Origin of the sequence: Sediminibacterium sp. (assembly GCF_019264485.1) — a bacterium.
Taxonomy (GTDB): Bacteria; Bacteroidota; Bacteroidia; order Chitinophagales; family Chitinophagaceae; genus Sediminibacterium.
Genome location: NZ_JAHVAA010000011.1, coordinates 13,645 through 37,731 on the forward strand (window position 1 = coordinate 13,645; position 24,087 = coordinate 37,731).

At 40.6% G+C, this 24,087-nt stretch carries 19 protein-coding genes; 12 read left to right on the forward strand and 7 right to left on the reverse strand.

The genetic code is table 11. From position 1 onward, the window contains the following. Positions 1-56: 56 nt before the first annotated feature. Positions 57-1,352 carry a M28 family peptidase gene (locus KXJ59_RS06325; RefSeq protein ID WP_295202241.1) on the forward strand — a complete coding sequence of 432 codons (1,296 nt, stop codon included), beginning with the start codon at positions 57-59 and terminating at the stop codon, positions 1,350-1,352. Positions 1,353-1,435: 83 nt separating this feature from the next. Here KXJ59_RS06325 and KXJ59_RS06330 read toward each other — a convergent pair whose 3' ends face one another. Continuing rightward, positions 1,436-1,891: a nuclear transport factor 2 family protein gene (locus KXJ59_RS06330; RefSeq protein WP_295202243.1), complete on the reverse strand. Its 456-nt coding sequence runs from the start codon at positions 1,889-1,891 to the stop codon at positions 1,436-1,438. A gap of 201 nt (positions 1,892-2,092) precedes the next feature. Between KXJ59_RS06330 and KXJ59_RS06335 the strand changes: the two genes are divergently transcribed. Then, positions 2,093-2,971 (forward strand): DUF1684 domain-containing protein, encoded by an 879-nt coding sequence (locus tag KXJ59_RS06335; RefSeq protein ID WP_295202244.1) that lies wholly within the window; start codon positions 2,093-2,095, stop codon positions 2,969-2,971. A 5-nt stretch (positions 2,972-2,976) separates the two neighbouring features. Here KXJ59_RS06335 and KXJ59_RS06340 read toward each other — a convergent pair whose 3' ends face one another. From KXJ59_RS06340 to KXJ59_RS06350, 3 genes are all read right to left on the reverse strand, one after another. Continuing rightward, positions 2,977-3,564, reverse strand: a complete 588-nt coding sequence (locus tag KXJ59_RS06340; protein ID WP_295202246.1) for an AraC family transcriptional regulator — start codon at positions 3,562-3,564, stop codon at positions 2,977-2,979. Between the two features lie 84 nt (positions 3,565-3,648). Beyond that, a complete protein-coding gene (locus KXJ59_RS06345; RefSeq protein ID WP_295202247.1) occupies positions 3,649-4,860 on the reverse strand; it encodes a PAS domain-containing sensor histidine kinase in 1,212 nt (403 codons plus the stop codon). Positions 4,861-5,108: 248 nt separating this feature from the next. Beyond that, a complete protein-coding gene (locus tag KXJ59_RS06350; RefSeq protein ID WP_295202249.1) occupies positions 5,109-5,795 on the reverse strand; it encodes a hypothetical protein in 687 nt (228 codons plus the stop codon). A gap of 174 nt (positions 5,796-5,969) precedes the next feature. Here KXJ59_RS06350 and KXJ59_RS06355 point away from each other — a divergent pair, with 174 nt between their 5' ends. The 4 genes from KXJ59_RS06355 to KXJ59_RS06370 all read left to right on the forward strand — a co-directional run bounded on the left by KXJ59_RS06355 (position 5,970) and on the right by KXJ59_RS06370 (position 13,575). Next, entirely contained in the window at positions 5,970-6,950 is a 981-nt protein-coding gene (locus KXJ59_RS06355) for a tartrate-resistant acid phosphatase type 5 family protein (protein ID WP_295202251.1), read from the forward strand. A 55-nt stretch (positions 6,951-7,005) separates the two neighbouring features. Continuing rightward, positions 7,006-8,748, forward strand: coding sequence for an alkaline phosphatase (locus tag KXJ59_RS06360; protein ID WP_295202252.1), 1,743 nt, complete (start codon positions 7,006-7,008; stop codon positions 8,746-8,748). Positions 8,749-8,874: 126 nt separating this feature from the next. Next, positions 8,875-11,880, forward strand: a complete 3,006-nt coding sequence (locus tag KXJ59_RS06365; protein WP_295202253.1) for a TonB-dependent receptor — start codon at positions 8,875-8,877, stop codon at positions 11,878-11,880. A gap of 12 nt (positions 11,881-11,892) precedes the next feature. Further along, a complete protein-coding gene (locus KXJ59_RS06370; RefSeq protein ID WP_295202255.1) occupies positions 11,893-13,575 on the forward strand; it encodes a RagB/SusD family nutrient uptake outer membrane protein in 1,683 nt (560 codons plus the stop codon). Positions 13,576-13,626: 51 nt separating this feature from the next. Here the strand turns inward: KXJ59_RS06370 and KXJ59_RS06375 are convergent, their stop codons facing one another. Further along, complete coding sequence (locus KXJ59_RS06375; RefSeq protein WP_295202257.1) at positions 13,627-14,202, reverse strand: pentapeptide repeat-containing protein; 576 nt, start codon at positions 14,200-14,202, stop codon at positions 13,627-13,629. Between the two features lie 41 nt (positions 14,203-14,243). Beyond that, complete coding sequence (locus KXJ59_RS06380; RefSeq protein ID WP_295202259.1) at positions 14,244-15,008, reverse strand: geranylgeranylglyceryl/heptaprenylglyceryl phosphate synthase; 765 nt, start codon at positions 15,006-15,008, stop codon at positions 14,244-14,246. 391 nt (positions 15,009-15,399) lie between these two features. Here KXJ59_RS06380 and KXJ59_RS06385 point away from each other — a divergent pair, with 391 nt between their 5' ends. The 5 genes from KXJ59_RS06385 (at position 15,400) to KXJ59_RS06405 (ending at position 21,130) form a co-directional block, all read left to right on the forward strand. Next, positions 15,400-18,774 (forward strand): vitamin B12-dependent ribonucleotide reductase, encoded by a 3,375-nt coding sequence (locus KXJ59_RS06385; RefSeq protein WP_295202261.1) that lies wholly within the window; start codon positions 15,400-15,402, stop codon positions 18,772-18,774. Between the two features lie 262 nt (positions 18,775-19,036). Continuing rightward, positions 19,037-19,372 (forward strand): type II toxin-antitoxin system RelE/ParE family toxin, encoded by a 336-nt coding sequence (locus tag KXJ59_RS06390; protein ID WP_295202263.1) that lies wholly within the window; start codon positions 19,037-19,039, stop codon positions 19,370-19,372. A gap of 10 nt (positions 19,373-19,382) precedes the next feature. Then, positions 19,383-19,709, forward strand: coding sequence for a helix-turn-helix transcriptional regulator (locus tag KXJ59_RS06395; RefSeq protein ID WP_295202264.1), 327 nt, complete (start codon positions 19,383-19,385; stop codon positions 19,707-19,709). A gap of 85 nt (positions 19,710-19,794) precedes the next feature. Beyond that, the gene (locus tag KXJ59_RS06400) at positions 19,795-20,232 is read left to right on the forward strand and encodes a DM13 domain-containing protein (protein WP_295202266.1); all 438 of its coding nucleotides are present in this window, start codon (positions 19,795-19,797) and stop codon (positions 20,230-20,232) included. Beyond that, complete coding sequence (locus tag KXJ59_RS06405; protein ID WP_295202267.1) at positions 20,216-21,130, forward strand: hypothetical protein; 915 nt, start codon at positions 20,216-20,218, stop codon at positions 21,128-21,130. The genes KXJ59_RS06400 and KXJ59_RS06405 overlap by 17 nt, the downstream gene beginning before the upstream one ends. Positions 21,131-21,171: 41 nt before the next feature. Here the strand turns inward: KXJ59_RS06405 and KXJ59_RS06410 are convergent, their stop codons facing one another. Continuing rightward, positions 21,172-23,295, reverse strand: coding sequence for a cation-translocating P-type ATPase (locus KXJ59_RS06410; protein WP_295202269.1), 2,124 nt, complete (start codon positions 23,293-23,295; stop codon positions 21,172-21,174). 316 nt (positions 23,296-23,611) lie between these two features. On the opposite strand from KXJ59_RS06410, the gene tsaE reads away from it, so the two are divergent. Further along, positions 23,612-24,034: a tRNA (adenosine(37)-N6)-threonylcarbamoyltransferase complex ATPase subunit type 1 TsaE gene (tsaE, locus tag KXJ59_RS06415; RefSeq protein WP_295202270.1), complete on the forward strand. Its 423-nt coding sequence runs from the start codon at positions 23,612-23,614 to the stop codon at positions 24,032-24,034. Positions 24,035-24,087: the final 53 nt, after the last annotated feature.

Sequence of the window (24,087 nt, forward strand, 5' to 3'; positions counted from 1 at the left end):
GTAGGAAATTTTATTCACCATTGACCATTCACGTCCTCCTTAATTCAAACGCTAATATGAAAAAATACCTATTATCCCTCACTGTCTTCATGGTGGGTGCAGCTTCTGCGCAGAATGTTGAAGAATTAATCAGTCAAAAAGAAGTAGAACGTATAGAACGCACTCTTTCATCGGATGAAATGGAGGGCAGACGTACGTTTACAAAAGGTATTGATAAGGCTGCGGCTTTTATTGCAGACGAGTTCAAGAAAACAGGATTACAAACCTGGAACAACAGCGGTAATTTTTTACAGCAGTTTGTCATGGTTCGCCCTAAGTTCATCAGTCTTACGGGAAGTATAGGTGGTGTTAGTCTCGACAGCCGGGATGTGGTTGTGGTAACCTGTCAGCCAGAACTGAATATCACTGAACAATCGGGGTATGAAAAAGTAAAGATTGCTGCAGGTGCCAACCTGGGAACGGAGGCAAGAAAATACCTCAATGCGAATAAAAATTATGTGGTAATTGTAGATACCAGTTTCTCTAAAACTTTTAATACACTTACACGTCTTAAATCGAACATATTCAAGACAGATAAGAATATAGTATTTATACTCACTGCTACTGATCCTGCAACTTATAGTGTAAGTGCAAAACATGAGATCACAGAAATGCCATTGGCCAATGTGGTGGGTGTTTTGCCCGGTAAAAGCAAAAAGAATGAGTATGTAATTTTCTCCGGGCATTATGATCACCTGGGTGTTATGGGTAAAGACAGAAATGGCAATGTGCAGGCTGATTCTATTTTTAATGGTGCCAATGATGATGCGGCGGGAACTACTGCCATGATGGTATTGGCACAATATTTCAAGAAGATCAATAATAACGAAAGAACCTTAATTTTTGCTGCTTTCACTGCAGAAGAAGTAGGGGGTTTTGGCGCCACTTATTTTTCACGCCAGTTCGATCCCAAACAGGTAATGGCCATGTTTAATATTGAAATGATTGGCTCGGAAAGCAAATGGGGAAAGAATTCAGCGTTTATTACTGGGTATGAAAAAACAGATATGGGTAAAATATTACAGGGCAATCTGGCCGGTACCGATTTTACTTTTCATCCCGATCCATATCCTGAGCAGCAGTTGTTTTATCGCTCAGATAATGCAACACTCGCCCGTTTAGGAGTGCCTGCGCATACGATCTCCACCACTAAAATTGATGTAGATCCTTACTACCATAAAGCGTCTGATGAGTTTAGTACTATTGATATTGAAAATATGACACGCATTATCCGTGCTATTGCATTAAGCTCGAGAGGTATTGTAAGCGGAAAAGAAACACCTACAAGGGTTAATACTTCTGACCTTCGATAATAAAAACCTATTTAGTTTTTAAAAAAGCTACCCGATCAGGTAGCTTTTTTATTGGGTTATCTTTTTCTTTCTGACTGCTTCATTTACTGGTGCCTGTTCTGATCATTGAACTGCCACAGTACATTAACGATTGTCCATTTTCCATTCAATTTTACAGCATGCATATAATCAATCCACTCATCAGCAATTAGTTTTATTGAAGCAGTCCTCTCTGACACATCCAATAATTGTACTTCCTTTTTCGGATTTGCAGGAAACTTGTCTCCTTTTATATTGTATCTTTCTGCTAATATGACCATATTCTCAGCAAAATATTCATAGAGAAAATCTTTACCGGTGCCTTTATCTTTCCAAAAAGTACGCTTGACCATTCTTGGATGTAAGGCATTTTCCATTTGTGTTGAATTGGGTTTGTGTTGCGATTCAATGTAGTCTAAGGCCAATTGCTTTATCGCAATACTATCTGCTTTGTTTTGACCAATAATTTTTGTACTCATCGCAAGGCTAAAGAGCATAGTGAAAAGGAAATATTTTTGCATATTGTTTATTTTATTGGATATGAAACTATGAGCTGGTGCTGACCTGAAAAGTAAAAGAATGATAAAAGGTCTCTTTTTCATATGAGCTATAACAACACTGTTTTTTCATCACATATTTATGTGAAAAGGGCTATTGACAGATTACCAGACATGATTCATTCAATTGTTCCGGAATGCTATAAAATGCCGAAATTGCCTTGTATGCGTAAATTAATTGTAACAGTCTTCCTCAGTGTATTGATTCTTCAAGTTCAATCACAGCAACAATACCTTGAAGAAATTGCATCCTGGAAAAACGAAAGATTAGCTGAATTGAAATCGGATAACGGCTGGTTGAACCTTGCAGGGTTGTTCTGGCTGAATGAAGGAAAACAATTTTTTGGCGGAACTGCATCAGATATCATTCGTTTTCCCATTCCCTCTTTCCCCTCGAGTGTGGGCTATTATGAAAGGAGAGGAGACAAAGTGATACAGGTACTGGAAAAAACGATTGATACAAAAGTAAATGGCACTTTTAAAAAAGAAGCAGTGGTATTTCATGCAGATTCCATGAAGCAGCCTGAACTATCCTTTGCTTCCTTTCGCTGGACGGTAATTAAAAGAGAAGATAAAATTGGCATACGCTTCAGGAATCTGGAGCATCCTGCAATAAAAGAGCTGAAAGAAATTCCATGTTTTCCAATCGACACCTCATTTCGGGTAAAAGCAAAACTGGTGCGCCCCCTGCTACAGGCAACTATTCCTGTTGAAAATGTATTGGGTCAAACCACCCTGCAGTTTTCACCCGGTAAATTATATTTCAACATCGGGGGGAAGAGTTATACACTCTATGCACTGACAGAAGGTGATAAGCTCTTTATTCTTTTTGGAGATGCCACCAGTGGTAAAAGCACCTATCCTGCCGGTCGTTTTCTATATGCAGCCATGCCGGGTGAAGATGGTATAACTATACTTGATTTTAATAAGTCTTTTAACCCGCCCTGTGCTTTTACGCCTTATGCTACCTGTCCGCTGCCGCCAAAAGAGAACATATTATCTATTGCTATTCAGGCAGGAGAAAAGAAAGCAGGGAAATATTAAATGAGTTAAAGTGTATTGTTCTTGTCTTCATCTCCTATTTCATCGAAACTTCCAACTTCTTCCAACTGAATTCTTTTTCTGAATTGACGCATTTGTTTGAAATAGGTGGGTGTTAATCCGGTAATTTTTTTGAATTGATTCGATAAATGTGCAACACTGCTGTATTGAAGCATATAGCTGATTTCAGTAAGTGTAAGCTCATTATATAGTAATAATTCTTTTACGCGTTCAATTTTATGAGCAATAATAAAATTAACAATAGTAGTACCTGTAACATCTGAAAAAAGATTGGCTATATAAGTGTAACTGCAGCCTACTTTTTCGCTTATAAAATCTGAATAATTGGTATTAGGTGGTTCATCGGAATAGTGTACCATTTCTATGATGATCGTTTTTGCTTTTTCTATTAACATGGCCTTTTTATCATCCATTAATTCCAGCCCTTTTTTTAAAAGCCCAATTCTTAGTTTCTCTCTTTGTTCATCAGTAATAGTTCCTTTAATAGATACTTCCCCCAGGAGTACTTCATTATAATCAATGTCTAATTTGTCAAGTTGCTCTATTACTACGAGTTTGCATCGAAAGGATACCATGTACTTGATATGAATTTTCACAGATTTTCTAGTTTATGGTATTAATGGATTAGAAACGTTTAAAAATTACAGGAGCGAAGTGATTTAGTCTTCTGTTGTTTTATAATCTTCGAAAAAGGCTTTTCGATTTTCCTTTAAACTATCCTCTTTGTTACCATCTCCTGATAGCGAAAATGAAAAAGTAGTACCTTCATTTTCTCTACTCTCTGCCCATATTTTACCTCCATGCTTTTCTACCAGTGTTTTAGAAAGTAATAATCCAATACCCGCATTTGAATTATCAGCTCTTCGTTCAGAAAGTATGTTTAATTGGGGTGTGAAAATATGGGTAAGCATTTCCTTACTCATTCCAATACCTGTGTCAGTGACGGATATAATGGAAGTATTTTCTTTTTGTATTGCAGTAATTATTATAACACCTCCGAAATTGGAAAATTTAATAGCATTGGTAATTAGGTTTTGTAAAATCGATTGAAGCATTTTGATGTCTGCAACTACGGTGAACGGATCTTCTACTTCGGAGATTAAATCAATATTTTTAGCAAGAATATTTTCAGACAGAATTCCAAATATTTTTTTGATAACATGTACTAAGTTGAATTTTGTTGGAGAAAATGTTTCGGAAGCATATTTAATTCTTCCCCATTCTACCAGATTGTCTAACTGGTCTAACTCTTTCAGCGCAGAGCTGTATAAGAGGTCAAGAATGCTTTCAAGTTCAGTTTTGGTAATATCATGCAGGTTGGTTCTGGTGTGTTCCAATAAACTGATAAAGCCTGCAAGCGGGCTTCTAAGGTCATGCGATAGAATTGAAATAACACTTTCTTTATGTGTATTTAAAATTTCAAGATCTTTAACATACACATCTATAGCATCTGCCGTCGTTTTCTTTTCAGTAATATCTCTTAGAATTTTTACAAAACCCAGCATTTCGCCATCAATTCCCAGCAGTGGAAATACCAGTCCGTAAGCGAAGAACTTTTTTCCGTCTTTACAAATATGCCATCTGTTGTCTATGGCTTTGCCTTCCTTGATTGCCAGTTCTATTTCTTTCTCAGGAATGCCTTCTGCAATATCAGTTTCTGTAAAAATGGTATGAAATGATTTGCCAAGTATTTCATCAGCTTCGTATTGAAAAATACCTGTAGCCCCGGTGTTCCAGCTATTAATCACTAATTCGGTATTCATGGTAAAAATGGAGTAATCCAGCAGGCTATCAACCACCTGACTATAAAATTCAGCAGTAGGTATATAGTTTTTTTGTAAAATTTTAGGGGTTAATGGTTCATTACCCATGTAAATATTGTTAGTTTTTTTTCAGGTTCATTTCTTGAAAAGTAGAATGGTTGCAATATGAGCCTGAATATGCTTAGGATATTTACATTTTTCCTTTTAAATGTTATAACATTTGCGGATTGTGGATTGTGTAAAAATTTAAAAACCTAAATCTAATAGCAGCATTTGTCAGGTATTAACATTATACACGATTAAATAATACTATCAAATTATCTATAATAAATTTATTATAAGGCACTTCAATCTTTCTACAATCGCTGTTCGTTTCTGAGTAATAGTTTTCGCATACAAACCAGATGTGCGAATAATACCAGTGGCACAATAAGACCCGGAAGAAAGTGGTAGGGGAAATAAGTTAATGCAATATTTGGTTGCTCGAATCCAAACTTTTGAAAAGAAGTGGGAACCGAAAGAATTCCGTGATAAGCAATATTCACAAGCAGACCGAGACAGATTAAATTCCAACTTAATAAAATAGGTTTTCCGAATTGTTTTTTTCGATAACCGAAATAGGCAATGAACGGCGCAGTCAAGCCGGACAAGATGTCGAAATTAATACCCTCAAAGGTCATTAGCTGAGGTACGAGTTGGTAGGTATAGAGTAAAAATAAACAGATTTCAACGGGTATACGAACTATGTGTAACCAGGTAAGCTGTTCCGTATCTAATGAATCAATAAAGCGACGGCCTTTATTAGTCAGGAATAACATGATCATTAGTATAAATGGTGGCAACAGTAAGGTCATGAATCTCGGAGGCATAGTATGTGTATCGGTATAAAAGCCCGTTGAAGCAATTATACCCTGGATAATCATCCATGCAATGATAATGCCTGCAACTATTTTATTCCCTTTAGTGGCTTTTAACAGAAAATAAAAGGAGAGCAAAACAGTAGCCATGAAACCGGCAGAAAGGTATAATGGGTTTAGTAACATTTGCTGTATTCAAATGTATATAAAAATCATCTGAAAGAAGGAACAGTAATGTATAACGACCTAATACAATCAAGAAAAGCGTAAAAGACCGGCAATTTTTTAATTAATTAACCGGTTAGATACAATTCCATAATACATGGCGAATAACTTTATTTTTTACCAAGTAGTATTACCATGCGTTTTATAATAGTTTTCAGTTTTTTTATTTTATTAGCTGCAAAAAATTTCTCTCAGGCTCCTTTAGTAGATAATCTTGGATATAAAGGAGGATCAATAAAAGGGATAAAGAAGATTAGTCCTGCCATTCATTTTATTGCCATGGGTGATTGGGGGAGAAACGGTGAAAACTACCAGAAAGAAGTAGCCGCAGGAATGGGCAAAGCAGCTCATGATTTAGACGCAAGTTTTGTCGTAGCAACAGGCGATAATTTTTATCCATATGGTGTGCAGAGCACAAGAGACTATCATTGGATTAGTTCCTTCGAACAGATTTATACGGCTCAATCCCTCCATGTAAAATGGTATCCGGTACTGGGTAATCATGATTATGCATCAAACCCGGATGCAGAAGTTGAATATTCTGCCATCAGTAGCAGATGGACTATGCCTTCGCGTTATTACAGTAAATCATTCAACATGAATGATACATCGGCAAGTTTGTTGATGTTATTTATTGACACCGACCCGATTGAAAAAGAGATGAGAGGACAAAAACATGACCCCGTTAAATACCCGGAAGGAGCTGTGGCAAAACAAAAACAATGGATAGAAGAAACATTGGCATCATCGAATGCTAAATGGAAAATAGTGGTAGGGCATCATCCGGCATATACGGGAGGATGGAGAAATCAATCGAAAGATGTAGCGAATATAAAAACATTCCTGGAGCCTTTGTTTGATAAATATGGGGTAGATGTTTACCTGGCCGGACATGAACATCACCTGGAGCATACAAAACCAGCAGGGCATAAAACACATCATATTATATCAGGTGCCGCATCTGAGGCAAGACCCACCAAACTACATCCCGACGGAGGAACATTTGCAGCCGCAACACAAGGTTTTGCCACTTTTTCTGTAAGTAAAGATCAGGTACTGGTTCAATTTATTGAATACACTGATAAAATTTTGCATGAAACGATTATTCGTAAGTAGCTTTTCTTTATTACTGTGTTCTCTCCTGTTCTTGTATACTGCTAAAGCACAAGTTTTGCAGTACACAAGTCAGTCACTCCATGCACACAACGATTATAAGCAAGCCTTCCCGTTCTGGGAAGCTTATCAACAGGGCTATGGGTCTATCGAAGTAGATATATTTCTGCATAACAACCAGTTACTGGTGGCGCATGAAGAAACAGAATTGGATACAGCCAAAACACTGGAAAAATTATACCTGCAACCATTGTTGCAATGTATCAGAAAGGAGCAGCATAAAAGAAACCTGATTTTGCTGATAGACCTTAAAACAGATGCAGCGCCTACTTTACAGGCTTTGATAGCTCTGCTGCAACACTATCCCGAAATAATAAAAAACAAAAATCTTCAGTTAACAATTACCGGAAACCAGCCGGCTCCATCGGATTTTCTGGAGTATCCGTCCTATATCTGGTTTGATGCAAACCCTGAAACAGATTACACAACCGAAGTGCAAAGCAGGCTGGCCATTATGAGTGCTAATTTTAAAAAGTACAGCAAATGGAATGGTAAAGGTGTGTTGACAAAAGAAGAGCTTTTTCGATTCGATAGTGTAATAGCAAAAGCTGGTATTACTTCAAGCAAAAAAATGCGTTTCTGGAATGCACCCGATATTCCCAATGCATGGTATCAGTTGATGAAACTGAAAGTGGGATTTATCAATACCGACCGCATTGTGGAAGCGGCAACATTCATGAACAATCTACCGAAGTATAGTTATCAATTACCTCAAAAACAGCAAACCTACACACCATCGTTTGTAAGCGATGGAAAACAGCAACAGCCGAAAAATATTATTCTCTTAATAGCAGATGGAATGGGGCTTGCACAACTGCACGCAGCATATACGGCAAACAGGGGAGACCTTACAATTTTCAAAATAAAAAACACGTCACTTTCTTTAACGGCTTCATACGATAGTTATATCACTGATTCGGCGCCGGGTGCTACAGCTTTTTCATCAGGTAAAAAAACCAATAACCGTTCGGTTGGGGTAGACTACAATGGGAAAAAATTAAAACTTTTACCCGAGTATCTTGCCCGCCAGCATAAAAAAACAGCTATCATAACTGCCGGTGATATTACAGATGCTACCCCGGCAGCATTTTATGCTCACAGGTCTGAAAGAACAGAAAGTCTGCCGATTCTTGAAGACTTTTTTTTATCGCCTGTAAACATACTGGCAGGATCAGGAAATAAAAGCATTGATTCTGTACTGGCTGTCAAACAATCAAAAGACATACAGGTATTTCATTCGATAGATAAATTTCAGTCGGAGGGCATTGAAAAATTGGTGATCACCGATTCGATAGCAACGAAGCCAGCTGCAAAAGGAAGGGGTAGCTGGCTGACTAAGGCTTTTCATAAAACGGTAAACATCTTATCGCAACAGAAAGATGGCTTTATGATGATGGTGGAAGCAGCGCAGGTTGATTATGGAGGGCATGCCAACGATTTACCCTACCTGGTTACGGAAGTGCTCGATTTTGACAGATTGGTAGCAGATGTATTAAAATTTGCTGATGCAGATAAGGAAACACTTGTTATAATAACAGCAGATCATGAAACAGGTGGCCTTACACTACTGGATGGTAATATGACGAAAGGCTATGTAAGCGCACAGTTCTCAACTACTGATCATACAGCTGTTCCTGTTCCTGTATTTGCTTATGGACCAATGTCGCATTTGTTTTCAGGTGTTCATGAAAACACCAGTGTGTTTTATAACATACTACGGGCACTTGGTATACAAGACTGATATTTTGTTAACGCATTATTATGTTTCTGTATTATTATCATTACTATAAGATTATGAATTTTATTTACGGTGTAATCGATTGCAGTCTAAGATAGTTTTGGCCCGCAAGCAAAACTAATTATATCAATGAAAAAAAGACTCTGTGCAATCAAATGGGCAGGAGGATTGTTTCTGTTGTTGTCGATAACAGGCAACCATGCAACTGCTAATTTTTCCTCTCCATTTTTTTATCAACAACAGGAAATTACTGTTACAGGTAAAGTAACTGACGCAGCTACCGGCTTACCGCTGAATGGTGCAACAATAAGTGTGAAAGGAGGTGCTGTAATAACAAGTACCAACGCTTCCGGAGAATATACGGCCCGGTTAAATAATCGTAACGCTACACTGGTGTGTAGCTTTGTTGGGTACAACTCAACGGAAATCGCTGTAAACAACAGAACCACTGTCAATATCAGCTTAACTGCTGTTAGCAGCGACTTGAATCAGGTAGTGGTAGTTGGTTATGCTACACAAAGTAAAAGAGATGTAACCGGCGCTGTAAAATCTGTAAGAAATGAATCATTCAACAGGGGAATTATGAATTCCCCTGAACAATTGCTACAGGGTAAAGTAGCAGGTGTAAATGTTGTTGCTGCAAGTGGTGAACCCGGTGTCAACATCAATATTACTGTTCGCGGACCTGGTGGAGTAAGAACAGGCAGTACACCTTTATTTGTGGTAGACGGACTCGCACTGGATAATTCAGGAACCGGTGGTGGTAATCCGCTGAATTTTTTGAATCCGCAGGATATTGAGACTATTGATGTGTTGAAAGATGCATCAGCTACTGCTATCTACGGTGCAAGAGGTGCCAATGGTGTGGTATTAATTACCACTAAAAAAGGTAAAGCAGGCGTATCACAAATTTCATTTTCAACAAGCATAGGTGTTTCAAATCTGGTGAATCCGATAAAAGTATTCAGTGCAGCGGAATATAAAAAGCAAGTACCTGCAGTAGGTGGAGTGTTGGATGATGGAGGTGGAAATACAGACTGGCAAAAAGAAATCACCAGAACTGCCGTTACACAAAACCATAACCTCACATTAAGTGGTGGCGCAGATAAACTCACTTATTACGCCTCTTTCGGTATGCAAAAACAGGAAGGTATTATTAAGTTTAATACCCTTGATCGTTATACCGGACGTTTTAATGCAACACAGAAATTCTTAGATGATAAGCTAACGGTAGAAGTAAACCTGAATGCTACTGGTACAAGCAATGTAAGACCACCGATTTCAGGTGTAATCGGAGATGCCATTTCAAATAATCCTACTTACAAAGCGTATGCAGCAGATGGTAGTCCGGCACAATATACCAATATCAATAATCCATTGCAGTCTTTTGCGCTGGATAAGGATATTACCAAAATCAACCGGGTGATTGGTAATATCACACCATCATTGAAACTTGGTAAAGGCTTGATCTATAAATTGAATTTTGGTGTAGATCAGTCAACGGGTACACGCGATTTCCAGGCGCTTCCAAACGCTGTTCCTCAACGCGATGGCAGACTGGAAACTTTTTATACCACCAACCGAAATACGCTGATTGAAAACTATGTTACTTATAACACTAATTTTAAGGAGCATTCCATTACAGCGTTAGCAGGTCATTCATACCAGAAAATTTTCTTACAGGGCAGAAATTATAGTATCAATCGTTTCCCTATTTCACCTGTGGAACCTCAGTATAACCCCGGACTTGGACAGGAGTTAACCCTCGCAGCTAACAGACCAGGTGGATATGCCATCAATAATGAATTGCAATCTTTTTTTGGTCGCGTCAATTATCAATTCAAAAACAAATACCTCGCAACTGCAAACCTGCGTGCTGACGGATCATCGAAATTTGGTTCCAACAATAAGTACGGTATTTTCCCATCCTTCTCTTTAGGCTGGAAAATATCGGAAGAAGATTTTATGGAGAAGTCTGTGTTCAGCAGCCTGAAATTACGTGCTGGCTGGGGGCAAACAGGTAATCAGGAAATTCCTTCTAAAATCACACAGGCTTTATATACATCGTCTGTGTCTGCAACTGCCAGCTATCCATTGTCTGGAACCGGACCTTATCCTGCTGGTACCACATTCTCACGTTTAGCCAACCCGGATATACAGTGGGAAGTATCAACACAAACAAATATTGGTATCGATTTTGGTTTATTTGATGGTGCGCTTTCAGGTAGCCTGGATGTTTTCAGAAAAATGTCAGACAATATTCTGCTGGAAGTAATTCCTGCTGATCCTGTTCAGCCAGCGGGTAGTTTCTGGACCAATGTAAAAGATATGAATATTGAAAATATGGGTCTTGAACTGGAGCTTGAATACCGCAAAAAAACAAAACGTGGTCTTACCTATTCAGTGGGTGGTAATGTAAGCCTGATGAAGAATACAGTTACCAATTCTCCCTACACTGTTATTCCTTCCGGCTCCGCATCGGGTTCTGGTTTAACATCGGCTACCATTAATGGTTATGTAAACAATGAACCGATTGGTACATTTTACTTACGCGAGTTTATAGGGTTTGATAATAATGGTCTGAGCCGTTATCGTGATGTGGATGGTGATGGTGTAATAGGCGACAAAGACAGGGTGGCAGCCGGTTCTGCATTACCTACAATGATGTATAACGTTTCGGGTACCGTAGCTTTCAAAGGATTTGATGCCGCCATTAATTTCAATGGGGCTTCGGGCAATAAAATATATGACAATACAGCCAATGCCAATTTTTATAAACTGCGTTTGTCAAAAGGAATCAACACCACTGCAGAAGCTGTAGCCAATCCTCAGGAGTCAATAAATAACGCTGCACCTGTAAGCACCAGGTTTTTAAAAGACGCTTCTTTCCTGCGCCTGAACAACCTGTCTGTAGGGTATTCTTTCAATACAGAAAAGATGGGTATCCGCAAATGGGTATCGGCATTGCGTTTATCTGTAACCGGACAAAACCTGTTTGTGATTACCAAATATGATGGTTACGATCCCGAAGTAAATACCGACAGAACGATTAACGGTGTTTCATCTTACGGTATTGATTATTTAAGCTATCCCAGAGCACGTTCCATCGTGTTCGGATTAAATGTATCATTTTAAAATTCAGGTATTATGAAAAAATATTCATTTCAAATTATATTACCGGCACTGCTTGTACTGCTTTTTTCAGCATGCAGTAAATTAGAAGAGAAAGTACTGGATGAAACTTCAGTTACGGGGCAAACACAAAAACAAATTGCAGATGGTTTGATAGCACCGGTATATGCAAGACTACCGGATCTGTTCAGACACACTACCTATTTTGCCCTGCAGGAAATATCGACCGATGAAGCCATACTGCCCTATCGCGGAGGCACAGACTGGGGCGATAATGGTATTTATATTTCCTTACATCGTCATGAAACAGCATCCAGCGACCCTAACGTGCGTGAAACATGGAACCTGATTTCGCAGGGTTTGTCAAGAGCCATTACAGCCCTGAGTTCTTTAAAAGACAATACCGATCCGAACGTGAAATTGTATATGGCAGAAGCAAGAGCCATGCGTGCATTTTACAACTGGATGAGTCTTGACCTTTTCGGACTGGTATTTGTAAAAGATGATCCGGGTGCAGTATCTAAAATCATCAGAGGCGCTGAAGCTGTTGATTACCTGAAAAAGGAACTGGTTGAAACGGAACCATTACTCGATAATAGCACTGGCCCGGGAAGGATAACCAAAAATGGCGTACTTGGTTTATTGGCGAGACTGCATTTAAATGCAGCTGCCTATCGGGATATTTATGCGCCAACATTTACTTTTCCAACAGCAGATATGGATGAAGTGATTAAATATTGCGATCTCGTGATTAATTCAGGGACACACGCATTATCGGCCGATTATTTTTCCATTTTCAGTGATAATAACCATACGAATAAAGAACTGGTATTTGCAGTAGACCAACGTGCTGATTTAAACGGACACAATCGCCTCGCTTATTTTTCTTTGTCGGGTGACCAGTTCCCATTACCTCAGTTTCCCGCTGCAAATGGTACCGACGGACCCGGTATTACTCCTGAATTTTACCGTACATGGGTAAATGCTAATACCCTTGATCCTGCATTGGCAGACCCCAGGTTTTTTAAATCGAATGTGGGTATGAACACCAACCCTGCCGATTCCTGTGTTACAGATTTTCATATCGACAGAGGAATTCTTCGTGGTCAGCAATATGGATTGATTCGCAAAAGCGGTGCTTTTGTAAAATGTGCCAATGGTAATTTTAAAGTAGGTCCATTATTCAATGATACGAGAAACAGACCCACCGTTCCGGTTGTATTTACAGAGATGATTGATTTCACTACAACAGGTAGCGGTTATTCAACCGGTTATCGTGTAGAGAAATATGAATTCAGCAGAAAATCGGCAAGCGGAAGAAATTTTGGTGAAGCAGATATTTCTATCATCCGATTTGCAGATATCTACCTGATGAGGGCAGAAGCTAAATTAAGAAAAGGAGATGCCGCAGGGGCATTGGCAGATGTAAATACAGTTAGAATGTCTAGAACAGCCTATGCAGTGAAGCCAACACCATTAACTGCGGTAAGTCTTGATATCTTATTCAGAGAACGTGGATTTGAATTCTATTGGGAGATGAACAGAAGAACAGATATGATACGTTTTGGAAAATATGAAGGCATCTGGACAGAAAAGAATAATACAGACCGGAATAAAAGATTGTTTCCTATTCCTCAGACTGCTATTGATGGTGCCGCAAATTTGCCAGGTTACCTGAAACAGAATCAGGGGTATTAAAACAGTTTATAGTTAATTTTCAAAGGGGAAAGCAATTGCTTTCCCCTTATTTTATCCCTCAATGATTAATGCATATTTATTCAACAATCCCTGAATCGTAGCCAGCGAAAATTTTGCTTTTTTCAGGTCATTGTTTTCGGGGTCGATGGAAAAATTAAATGCACCACGAAAATCAGCCTTACTGAGTGTGGTATGATCAAAACGGGCATTGGTAAAGTCGCAACCTGAAAAAACAGCTTCGCTCAGAATGGCTTCTGTAAAGTCTACTTCAGTGAGGTTACAATCTTTAAAAACAGTACCCGGCATTTTACGTTCGAAGAAATTGGAAAAATGGAGTGAGCAGTTTTCAAAGTAAGGAATGAACATTACGCGGTGACAATGTTCAAAACTAATTCCCATCATCTTACAGTCCATAAATTTTACTTCGCTGAAAGAGGTGTTGATCAATTCAACACGATCGAGGTTGCAATGATGAAACTCGCATTCCAAAAAACGAAAATCAGATAAATCAGTGTTACTGAAATTGCCATGAAGAAAGCGGCATCCTTCATAAGTGCCGGGAGATAACTGCTCGGGTTCGGATGATTTGAACTCAAAGACACGGTCTTCAAAATAGGCAGCATCCATGCGGATAAAATGTATAAACTGAATAAAAGATCAGGATATGATTAGCCATTCTGCTGAACCGTGGCACTGCTGTGAATGGCCGCACTCATTTCTTTGATGAGTGAAGAATCTTTCTCAATAGCATTACCCACTACAATTACATCGGCACCGGCTTTACAGTTGCGATATGCTTTTTCAGGATCGGTAATACCACCGCCAATAATCAATGGGGCTTCAATATGACGGGCTACTTTTTCGATCATGGTTTCGTTGATAGGGCGTTTGGCACCACTGCCGGCATCCATATAAATCAGTTTCATCCCCAGCATTTCGCCTGCCATAGCAGTACACATGGCAATTTCATTTTTATCGGCCGGAATAGGGGTGGCGTTGGAGATATAGGAAACGGTTGTAGGAGCCCCGCCATCAATCACCATATAACCCGTAGGCATAATCTCCAGACCGCTCTTTTTTACAAAAGGGGCACTGATGACGTGCTGACCAATGAGTAATTCGGGATTACGACCCGAAATGAGGGATAGGTATAAAAGTGCATCCGCATACTTGCTTACCTGTGAAGGAGAACCCGGAAAAAGGATAACGGGAATATCGCAGGCGGCTTTAATCTGCTGTATACATTCATCCAGGTGGCTGGAAATAACCAGACTGCCACCTACAAAGAAATAGTCCACTTTAGCTTCAAGAGATAACGCCACCAGTTGTTCAATGCTGTTGCCATCAACCTTATCGGGGTCGATCAGCACCGTAAAGGATTTCCTGCCGGAACGCTTTCTTTCTGCCAATTGTTGATATAAAACCTGCTTCATTCAGTATCGGATGGATGCTCCTGCAAAAATGCAGAAAAGTTTTTGTTTAAGATGCTAAACGCCTGATTGTTTCGCATTTATTTGAAAGATAATGTGTTGAGCCGGTTTCGCAGCCTGAAAGACCCTGTTTTTTTGTCAGTTTAAGGCATATTGATTTACGGAAAATTCCCCATTCAACAAACGGTAGCCCCAAAAAATCTTTCCCACAACGGGGGATATTGCGGCAAAATCAACCCTGATTTGGCCTGTGAAATAATCCACATTCTTTATTCACAAGCTGTGCATATTTACGGTCTTGGTTTATCAGTTTGGAAAGATATTTTCGTCAACCGCTTAACATTTCGTTAATCCGCCGGACCCATTAAATAACCGCTAAAACCAGAACCGCATTATGGCTACTACCCGCTCTAAAAAAGGCTTGCAATTCGGGCGCCGCTTTACCAAAGAAGGCGTAAGCCCCTATGATCAGTTTGAATATGATTACAGAGATTCTGTGATCAAGAACCCCAATGGTGAGAAAGTATTTGAGATGAACAATGTGGAGGTTCCCAAACAGTGGAGCCAGATAGCCACCGATATCCTCGCACAGAAATATTTCCGTAAGGCCGGTGTTCCGCAGCCCGATGGTTCTGTAGGAAGAGAAACAAGTGTAAAGCAGGTAGCACACCGTATGGCCCAATGCTGGCGTGTATGGGGAGAGCGTTATGGTTATTTCGCTTCTGAAAAAGATGCACAGGTATTTTATGATGAGCTGGTATACAGCATCCTCAACCAGGCCTGCGTACCCAATTCACCACAATGGTTTAATACCGGTTTACATGAAGTATACGGTATCACCGGTAAACCACAGGGCCACTACTATGTAGATGCCAAAGACGGTAAACTGAAAAAATCAAGCAATGCTTATGAGCGTCCCCAGCCACATGCCTGCTTCATCCTGAGCGTAAGCGACGATCTGGTGAATGAAGGCGGTATCATGGATCTGTGGACCCGTGAGGCTAGAATCTTCAAATATGGTTCAGGTGTGGGTACCAATTTCTCCCAGATCCGTGGCGGCGGTGAAAAACTGAGTGGTGGCGGTACTTCAAGCGGGTTAATGAGTTTCCTGAAAATTGGTGACCGTGCGGCCGGTGCCATCAAGAGCGGCGGAACTACCCGTCGTGCGGCGAAAATGGTGTGTCTGGATCTCGATCACCCCGAGATCATGGAATTCATCAACTGGAAAGTAGAGGAAGAAAAGAAAGTGGCTGCACTGGTGGCCGCAGGTTATGATAACAGCTATGAAGGCGAAGCATACGCAACCGTATCAGGACAAAACTCCAATAACTCCGTTCGTATTCCTAACAGCTTTTTCAAAGTGTTGGAAGAAAATGGCGACTGGGAGCTGAAAGCCCGTACCGATGGTCGTACCATGAAAAAAATCCCGGCGCGTGAAGTATGGGAGAAAATCTCTTATGCTGCATGGCGCTGTGCCGATCCCGGTACCCAATACGATACCACCATCAACGAATGGCATACCTGTCCGAAAGGCGGTCGCATCAATGCGTCGAACCCCTGTTCGGAATACATGTTCCTCGATAATACAGCATGTAACCTCGCATCTATCAACCTGCGTAAGTTTCATGATGACGATACCAATATTTTTGATGTAGAAGGTTTTGAATACACTACCCGTCTGTGGACCACCGTACTGGAAGTGTCTGTATTGATGGCCCAGTTCCCTTCAAAAGAAGTGGCACAGCTGTCGTACGATTACCGTACCCTGGGTCTGGGTTTTGCTAACCTGGGTTCTATGCTGATGGTAAGCGGTATTGCTTACGATAGCGAAGAAGCACGTGGTATTGCAGGAGCTATCTCGGCTATCATGACCGGTGTAGCATACAAAACATCTGCTGAAATGGCTTCCTTCCTTGGTGCTTTTGATAAGTACGAAGAAAATAAGGAAGATATGTTACGGGTAATGCGTAACCACCGCGCAGCCGCGTATGATGCGGAAGATGCTTATGTAGGCATCGAAATCAAACCACAGGGTATTAAAGCGAAATATTGTCCTGATTACCTGTTGAAAGCAGCTACCAAAGCCTGGGATGATGCCGTTCAACTGGGTGAGCAGCATGGTTACCGCAATGCACAAACAACCGTAATTGCACCAACCGGAACCATTGGCCTGGTAATGGACTGCGATACGACCGGTGTGGAACCCGATTTTGCATTGGTGAAGTTCAAAAAATTATCTGGTGGTGGTTATTTCAAAATCATCAACCAATCTGTACCACAGGCATTGAAAAACCTGGGTTATAATGAACAGGAAGCAAAAGCCATTGAATTATATGCAGTAGGTGCCGCTTCATTTGAAAATGCGCCTTTCATCAATAACGAATCGCTGGCAGCAAAAGGATTTACTGCTGAAGAGATCGCCAAACTGAATGGTGCTGCAAAATCAGCATTTGAAATAGGCTTCATCTTCAACCGCTTTACTTTGGGTGATGAGTGTATGCAGCGTTTAGGTTTTAAAGAAGAACAATATGCAGACTGGAGCTTTAACCTGCTCGAAGCATTAGGCTTTACCGAAGAGCAGATTGATGCAGCCAATGATTATATCTGCGGTACCATGACGATTGAAGGTGCCCCTTACCTGAAAGAAGAACACCTCACTGTATTCGACTGTGCCAACAAATGTGGTAAGAAAGGAGAGCGTTATATACACGCATACGGACATATCCGCATGATGGGGGCCTGTCAGCCTTTCCTGAGTGGTGCCATCTCAAAAACCATCAACCTGCCTCATGAAGCATCTGTGGAAGAGATTGCAGATTGTTATTTACTGAGCTGGCAGTTAGGTTTGAAAGCCAATGCACTGTACCGCGATGGTTCTAAACTGAGCCAGCCACTGAGTAATAAGTCTGATAAGAAGAAGAAAGAGGAAGATTCAAGCGACAAGTCGCAAGCCGCAAGTGAGGAAACTCCTGTAGCCGAAACTGCATCAAATATTGTGGATCTGAGTCAGTTGACTGTGGATGAGTTACTCGAAGAAGTTCAGAAGCGGATGAATGCTTCTATAGACACAACTTTGAAACGTCAGTTATCGCATATTGTAGAGAAGAAATCATTACCGGCCAAACGTCGTGGTTTTACACAGAAAGCGAAGATCGGCGGACAGGTGATTTTCTTACGCACGGGTGAATATGCAGACGGAACATTAGGTGAAATCTTTATCGATCTGGCCAAAGAAGGTTCAACCCTCCGCAGTTTTATGAACTGTTTTGCTATTGCTATCTCAGTTGGTCTGCAATATGGCGTGCCATTGGAAGAGTTTGTAGAGAAATTTGTGTTCACCAAATTTGAACCATCGGGAATGGTGGATCATCCGAATATCAAAACCACTACTTCACTGGTAGACTTTGTATTCCGTGCATTAGCCTATGAATATTTAGGCAGAACAGACCTGGTACATGTACTGGATCGCCCCACCATCGGTAACACCGGTGAAGATGATGGCGATGCTACCTTACTCGGTAAACCGGAGTTAAGCAGTGTACGTATAACCGCACCATCTGCCAACGCCACACCCGCTGCCCAACCACAGAAATTACAAAGAGCTGCTGCTTCCATAAAAGCAGAATCTGGCGGACTGGATGCTGTAAACGCTGCTGCTAAAAATATGCAAAGCGATGCGCCGGCCTGTAATACCTGCGGACATATCACCATTCGTTCAGGTACCTGTTACAAGTGTTTGAACTGTGGTAACAGTATGGGCTGTAGTTAATTGTTGGTCAGGCGACCAACAATAGATGCCAATAATGAAAATTGTTAGTAAATACAATGAAAACCGCTTCCAGTTTGGGGGCGGTTTTTTGTTTGTTGCAGTTTTTCAATTTGTAAATAAAAAAAATGAGTTTCACTCCGTCATAGGTTGAGCCTACGCTTGGTGCGTAGCGAACATATTTATCTTGTACGGTAAAGGAGGGTTGCACTAAAAATAGTTTCTAAAAATAGAAACTATTATTTAATTTTACAACCTGAAATACATGAGATATTTCGAAACACGTTTCCTTGAGGAAGCAAACCAATATTTGTCTTCGCTTGATTTGAAGACAGCAAAAAAAGTGCTTTATAATATTGATTTATCTGAGCAAACGAATGACCCAAGGTTGTTTAAAAAGTTGCAAAATGATATTTGGGAGTTTAGGACATTGTATAGTGGGTTGCAGATACGATTATTGGCATTTTGGGACAAAACAGATAGCAGTTCAACGCTTGTGGTTGCAACACATGGTTTTAATAAGAAAACAGATAAAGTACCTGTAGGAGAAATCAATAGGGCATTGAGATTAAGGGAACAATATTTTGAAAACAAAATGTAAACTAAATTTTATGGCAACAAAAGCTGTTAAAACATATACTCTCGCCGAAATGAAAGATCAGTATATCGGTAAAAGAGGTACAAAAGAAAGGGAACAGTATGAATATGAACTCAACATGGAATTGGTGAGCCAGATGATCAAAAAAGTGAGGCAACAACGTAAGCTTACCCAAGAGCAGTTAGGAGAATTGGTAGGCGTGCAAAAAGCACAGATATCAAAACTTGAAAGTAATGCCAATAGTGCCACTATTGATACAATTATAAGAATATTTACAGCTATGAAAGCCAGTGTACGTTTTAGTGTGCAAATGGATGCGTGTTCAATACAGTTAGGCTGATTGAAATACTTTATCTCAATAAATTTTTTTTCGGTATTTGTAAGGTATCACTTCATCTCCCCGTCTATCCGCCAAATTGCCCGGTATGAAAACTTATATATGGTTTTTTTGTGCGGCCATCGGACTAAGCGCCTGTACGAAAGAAAGCGATGCTTTACAAACAGCATTACAAAATAATAATCCCCCCGTTACTGCTCCTTTACCTGTGCAACCTGCATTAAAACGAGGGGTATTATACCCTACATCAGGCATACAGGTAATGGGAGTGGTTAAAATTATACAGCAAGCTTCCGGGTTGCAGGTGCAACTCGACAGTTTTTCGGTAAGTGCGGGTCCCGATCTGAAAGTATACCTGTCACAGGCCGCCACACCGGGTAATCACCTGAACCTGGGAAACCTGCAGTCAAATACAGGCACCCAGTATTACAATATTCCCGCAGGAACCAACCTTTCTGCGTATCCGTTTGTACTTATTCATTGTCAACAATATAACCACCTGTTTAGTTATGCAAGTATTCAATAAGAAATATATTGTTCTGTTAGGCCTGTTATTGGTTGTTGTTGCCAATAATCATTTGTCGGCACAGGGTTGCAGTGATGCAGGTTTTTGTACCATTCCTTTACGTCCGGCAGCAGCCAGTAAAAATAGTATTCAAACAGAGCTGGCATACCTGCAGGGAGAAGAGAATACCAGTCTGGCTACTGTATCGGTGAGTTATTCCAGACAATTGTCGAAAAAATTACAATGGGATAACAAGCTGGTACTCGCATATGTAAATGGTAATTATGGTTCGGTATTTAACCTGGGCGATTTTTATTCAACCCTTCGCTATGGTATTAAAACATCATCGGGTAAAACGGTACACTTGTTGGGAGGTGTTAAACTGCCTTTCAATCAGTCTAACCTGAAGATCCGTAATGTTTCTCTGCCAATGGTTTACCAGACCAGTTTAGGTACTTACGATCTGATAGCCGGAGCTGCATTTGCCGCAGGTAAACTGGATATGAATATAGCTTTCCAGTTGCCTGTAGTACAACAAAACCGAAACAGTTTTATTATGGAGCAGGCTCCTTTGCCCGGAGAATTTCCTACCACCAACCTGTTTCGCAGGAAAGCCGATGTATTGTGGCGGGTGGGTTATCCGCTGCAATCAAAAACAAGTAAATGGAATTTCAACCCCAATCTTCTGGCTATTTACCATTTGGGAGAGGACAGTTATGAAAATGTTTTCGGAAAAAGAGAAAATATAAAAGGATCATCAGGTCTTACCCTCAATGCCAACCTGCAGATCGGTTATCGCATCAGTCAACGGCAGTCATTGCAGTTGAGTCTGGCTACCCCTTTTGTAGTTCGCGAAACCAGACCAGATGGATTAACCCGATCATTTGTAGCATCAGTAACTTATCAATTCGGATGGTAAATAAAAACCTTGATTACTTGATCCCTTGCCTCCTGGTTCCTTCATACTACTTTCTTAAAATTTAACCTGATAGAATTGATGGCAAGTACCACATCACTCAAACCCATTACCAGTGCACCAAATGTAGGATTCAGGTATCCCAATGCTGCAATGGGTATGGCCACAATATTATAGGCAAAAGCCCAGAACAGGTTTTCCTTGATGGTGATATAAGTGTGTTTACCCAGTCCGAGTGCCATCGGCAGGTTTTTAAGTCCATGATTCATCAACACCACCTGTGCACTTTGCATGGCTACCTGTGTAGCATCACTGAGCGATATGCCTACTGTAGCTTTAGCCAGTGCGGGTGCATCGTTGATACCATCGCCCACCATCGCGGTTGGAACTGCCGCATTAAAAGCAGCTATTTTCTCCAGCTTTTGTTCGGGTGTCTGTTCAGCAATGATGGTATCGAAACCCAGTTCTTTTCCTGCTTTCTCACATTTATCCTGTTGGTCACCACTCAATAAAATGGTATGGATGCCCCTGGCTTTTAAAGCACTGATTACTGAATACGATTCAGGTCTTATTTCATCGGCTACATCAATCCAGCCCAGTAATTCATTGTTGCGAATGATGTACACATTATGCGTGTTATCAGTAGTAAACTGTGTTGCTGTTTTAAATGAACCGGCTATATAATTATTGCCTTCTTTATCGGTGGCTTTCATACCCAATCCTTTTACTTCTTCAATACTGGCCCAGCGGATTTCATCTTTTATTTTCCAACTCCTGGCAATGGCATTGGCAATAGGATGGTTGGAATATTTTTCGAGTGAAAAAGCTATACGCTGAAATGCTTCCTGCTCTATGGCAGCCGACTGTAAAGAAAAACCAACAATAGTAAAATGACCTGTTGTGAGCGTACCCGTTTTATCAAACACCACCTGCCTGATACTTTTAAATAGCTCAAGACTTCTCGCATTTTTAAACAGTATACCATTACGTGCTGCACGACCAAGCCCAACAGCTATAGCCGCAGGTGTGGCAAGCCCCATGGCACAGGGACAGGAAATAACCAACACTGCAATACCCCTCAGTAAGCTGGTGCTGAAACCAAGATCGGCCCAGAAATAATTGACAAGTACGGTGATGAATGCAATACTCACAACTGTAGGAACAAATATGGCGCTGATTTTATCGGCCAGTTGCTGAACAGGTGGTTTTTCTGTTTGTGCATCACGCACCATTTTCAGGATGCTTGATAAAACAGTGTCTTCACCAACAGCGGTAACATAGGTTTTAACCGTGCCGCTTTCAATAATACTTCCACCAATCAAATGATCCTTCATTTGTTTGAATACCGGTACACTTTCACCTGAGATGATGGCTTCATTTACCTGTACTTCTCCCCAAAGAATTTTACAATCCATCGGAACCTGTTCACCGCTTTTTATCAATAAGAGATCACCTACTTTCAGGCTGGTACTCTCAACGGGAAATACATGCTCCTGGTGCTGATCGTCGTAAGCGATCATATTGGCCATTGATTTTTGTGTGGTGGCCAGTTTTTTCAGCGCCGCCTGTGTGGTTTCAACGGAACGGTCCTCCATCCAGTTACCGAGGAACACCAACGTAATGATGGTGGCGGCTGTTTCATAAAATAAAAATTCTTCAGCACGTCCAATAAGGGTACCATATAAACTATAACCAAATGCTGCTACTGATCCTAATGCAATCAACACATTCATATTGGGAATGCCTTTCCATAAACTTTTGATGGCGCTTCTCCCAAAGAAATCCATACCTACCATAAAAACCGGAATCGTTAAACCCAGTTGTACATATGGATTCATGAGTACATGAATATGCACTCCCGGAATCATATGAAGCATTAATGGTGCAGTAAAAACAAAACAAAACCAGAAACGTTGTAAATGTGTTGACAGGAATTTTTTGGGACGTTTATCCTCATCATGTCCATGGTTTGCTACATGATAACCCAAACCATTGATGCCTTTTGCAATATCTTTTGTGACAGCATTTTCAGGCATATCAAAACTTACATCACCACCAATAAAATTCACTTTCACATTTTGCATGCCTTTCGACTGCAGGTATTTATCTACTGTAAGCGCACAGTTGGTACAGGTCATTCCTTCCACTTTCCAGTTCACTTTCTCCATAGTCAAATTATTAGGGGATGATTCATTCAACACACAAATTTACCGAATCGCATAAGTGGACTCTTTCGATTTGAGAAGAATATTATTACAGCGATGTTGCAGAAGAGTGGAGTTTGGAAGTCCGGAAGGCCGGAAGACCGGAAGTCCGAAAGTCAGGAAAGACCGAAAGACTGGAAGCGAAAGGATTAATTACTTTTGATTTAGATAGATGAATCGAAGTGTAATCTTCACTATCTCTACTCATCTGCTTCCGACTTTCCGTCTTTCTGACTTTCGGTCTTTCCTGACTTCTCACTCCAAAACGTACATTTGCAGTATGGATGCAATTTTCGGACTGGCACAAATAGCACAGGTGGCCAAGTCTTTATGGAGCGAAGGGAAAAAACATAAGGTATGGGCTTTTCATGCGGAGATGGGAACAGGTAAAACAACTTTTATCCATGCTTTGTGCGAATACCTGGGTGTAACGGAAGCCATCAGTAGTCCCACATTTGCCATTGTAAACCAGTACCAGGGCAAGGAAGCGGGACTGCTATTACATATGGATTGGTACCGTTTGAAAGATGAAGAAGAAGCCATCATGGCAGGAATAGAAGATCATCTGATGAGTGGTCAGTATTGCTTTATTGAATGGCCTGAAAAAGCAGCCGGACTTTTACCCGACGATACTTTTCATGTTTATCTGCAACTGCTTGATACTACAACAAGACGTTTGTACACCGATGCAGAAGCCATCTGATTCTGAGCGGAATACATTAACTTTATCATAAACGTCTCTGCGAAACCTCAGCA

Coding starts and splice junctions, on each gene's coding strand:
- tsaE (WP_295202270.1), top strand. CDS start 23,612: ATGGATGCAATTTTCGGACTGGCACAAATAGCACAGGTGGCCAAGTCT.
- KXJ59_RS06390 (WP_295202263.1), top strand. CDS start 19,037: ATGAGATATTTCGAAACACGTTTCCTTGAGGAAGCAAACCAATATTTG.
- KXJ59_RS06355 (WP_295202251.1), top strand. CDS start 5,970: ATGCGTTTTATAATAGTTTTCAGTTTTTTTATTTTATTAGCTGCAAAA.
- KXJ59_RS06345 (WP_295202247.1), bottom strand. CDS start 4,860: ATGGGTAATGAACCATTAACCCCTAAAATTTTACAAAAAAACTATATA.
- KXJ59_RS06330 (WP_295202243.1), bottom strand. CDS start 1,891: ATGCAAAAATATTTCCTTTTCACTATGCTCTTTAGCCTTGCGATGAGT.
- KXJ59_RS06350 (WP_295202249.1), bottom strand. CDS start 5,795: ATGTTACTAAACCCATTATACCTTTCTGCCGGTTTCATGGCTACTGTT.
- KXJ59_RS06385 (WP_295202261.1), top strand. CDS start 15,400: ATGGCTACTACCCGCTCTAAAAAAGGCTTGCAATTCGGGCGCCGCTTT.
- KXJ59_RS06370 (WP_295202255.1), top strand. CDS start 11,893: ATGAAAAAATATTCATTTCAAATTATATTACCGGCACTGCTTGTACTG.
- KXJ59_RS06380 (WP_295202259.1), bottom strand. CDS start 15,008: ATGAAGCAGGTTTTATATCAACAATTGGCAGAAAGAAAGCGTTCCGGC.
- KXJ59_RS06335 (WP_295202244.1), top strand. CDS start 2,093: ATGCGTAAATTAATTGTAACAGTCTTCCTCAGTGTATTGATTCTTCAA.
- KXJ59_RS06325 (WP_295202241.1), top strand. CDS start 57: ATGAAAAAATACCTATTATCCCTCACTGTCTTCATGGTGGGTGCAGCT.
- KXJ59_RS06400 (WP_295202266.1), top strand. CDS start 19,795: ATGAAAACTTATATATGGTTTTTTTGTGCGGCCATCGGACTAAGCGCC.
- KXJ59_RS06395 (WP_295202264.1), top strand. CDS start 19,383: ATGGCAACAAAAGCTGTTAAAACATATACTCTCGCCGAAATGAAAGAT.
- KXJ59_RS06365 (WP_295202253.1), top strand. CDS start 8,875: ATGAAAAAAAGACTCTGTGCAATCAAATGGGCAGGAGGATTGTTTCTG.
- KXJ59_RS06375 (WP_295202257.1), bottom strand. CDS start 14,202: ATGGATGCTGCCTATTTTGAAGACCGTGTCTTTGAGTTCAAATCATCC.
- KXJ59_RS06410 (WP_295202269.1), bottom strand. CDS start 23,295: ATGGAGAAAGTGAACTGGAAAGTGGAAGGAATGACCTGTACCAACTGT.
- KXJ59_RS06340 (WP_295202246.1), bottom strand. CDS start 3,564: ATGGTATCCTTTCGATGCAAACTCGTAGTAATAGAGCAACTTGACAAA.
- KXJ59_RS06405 (WP_295202267.1), top strand. CDS start 20,216: ATGCAAGTATTCAATAAGAAATATATTGTTCTGTTAGGCCTGTTATTG.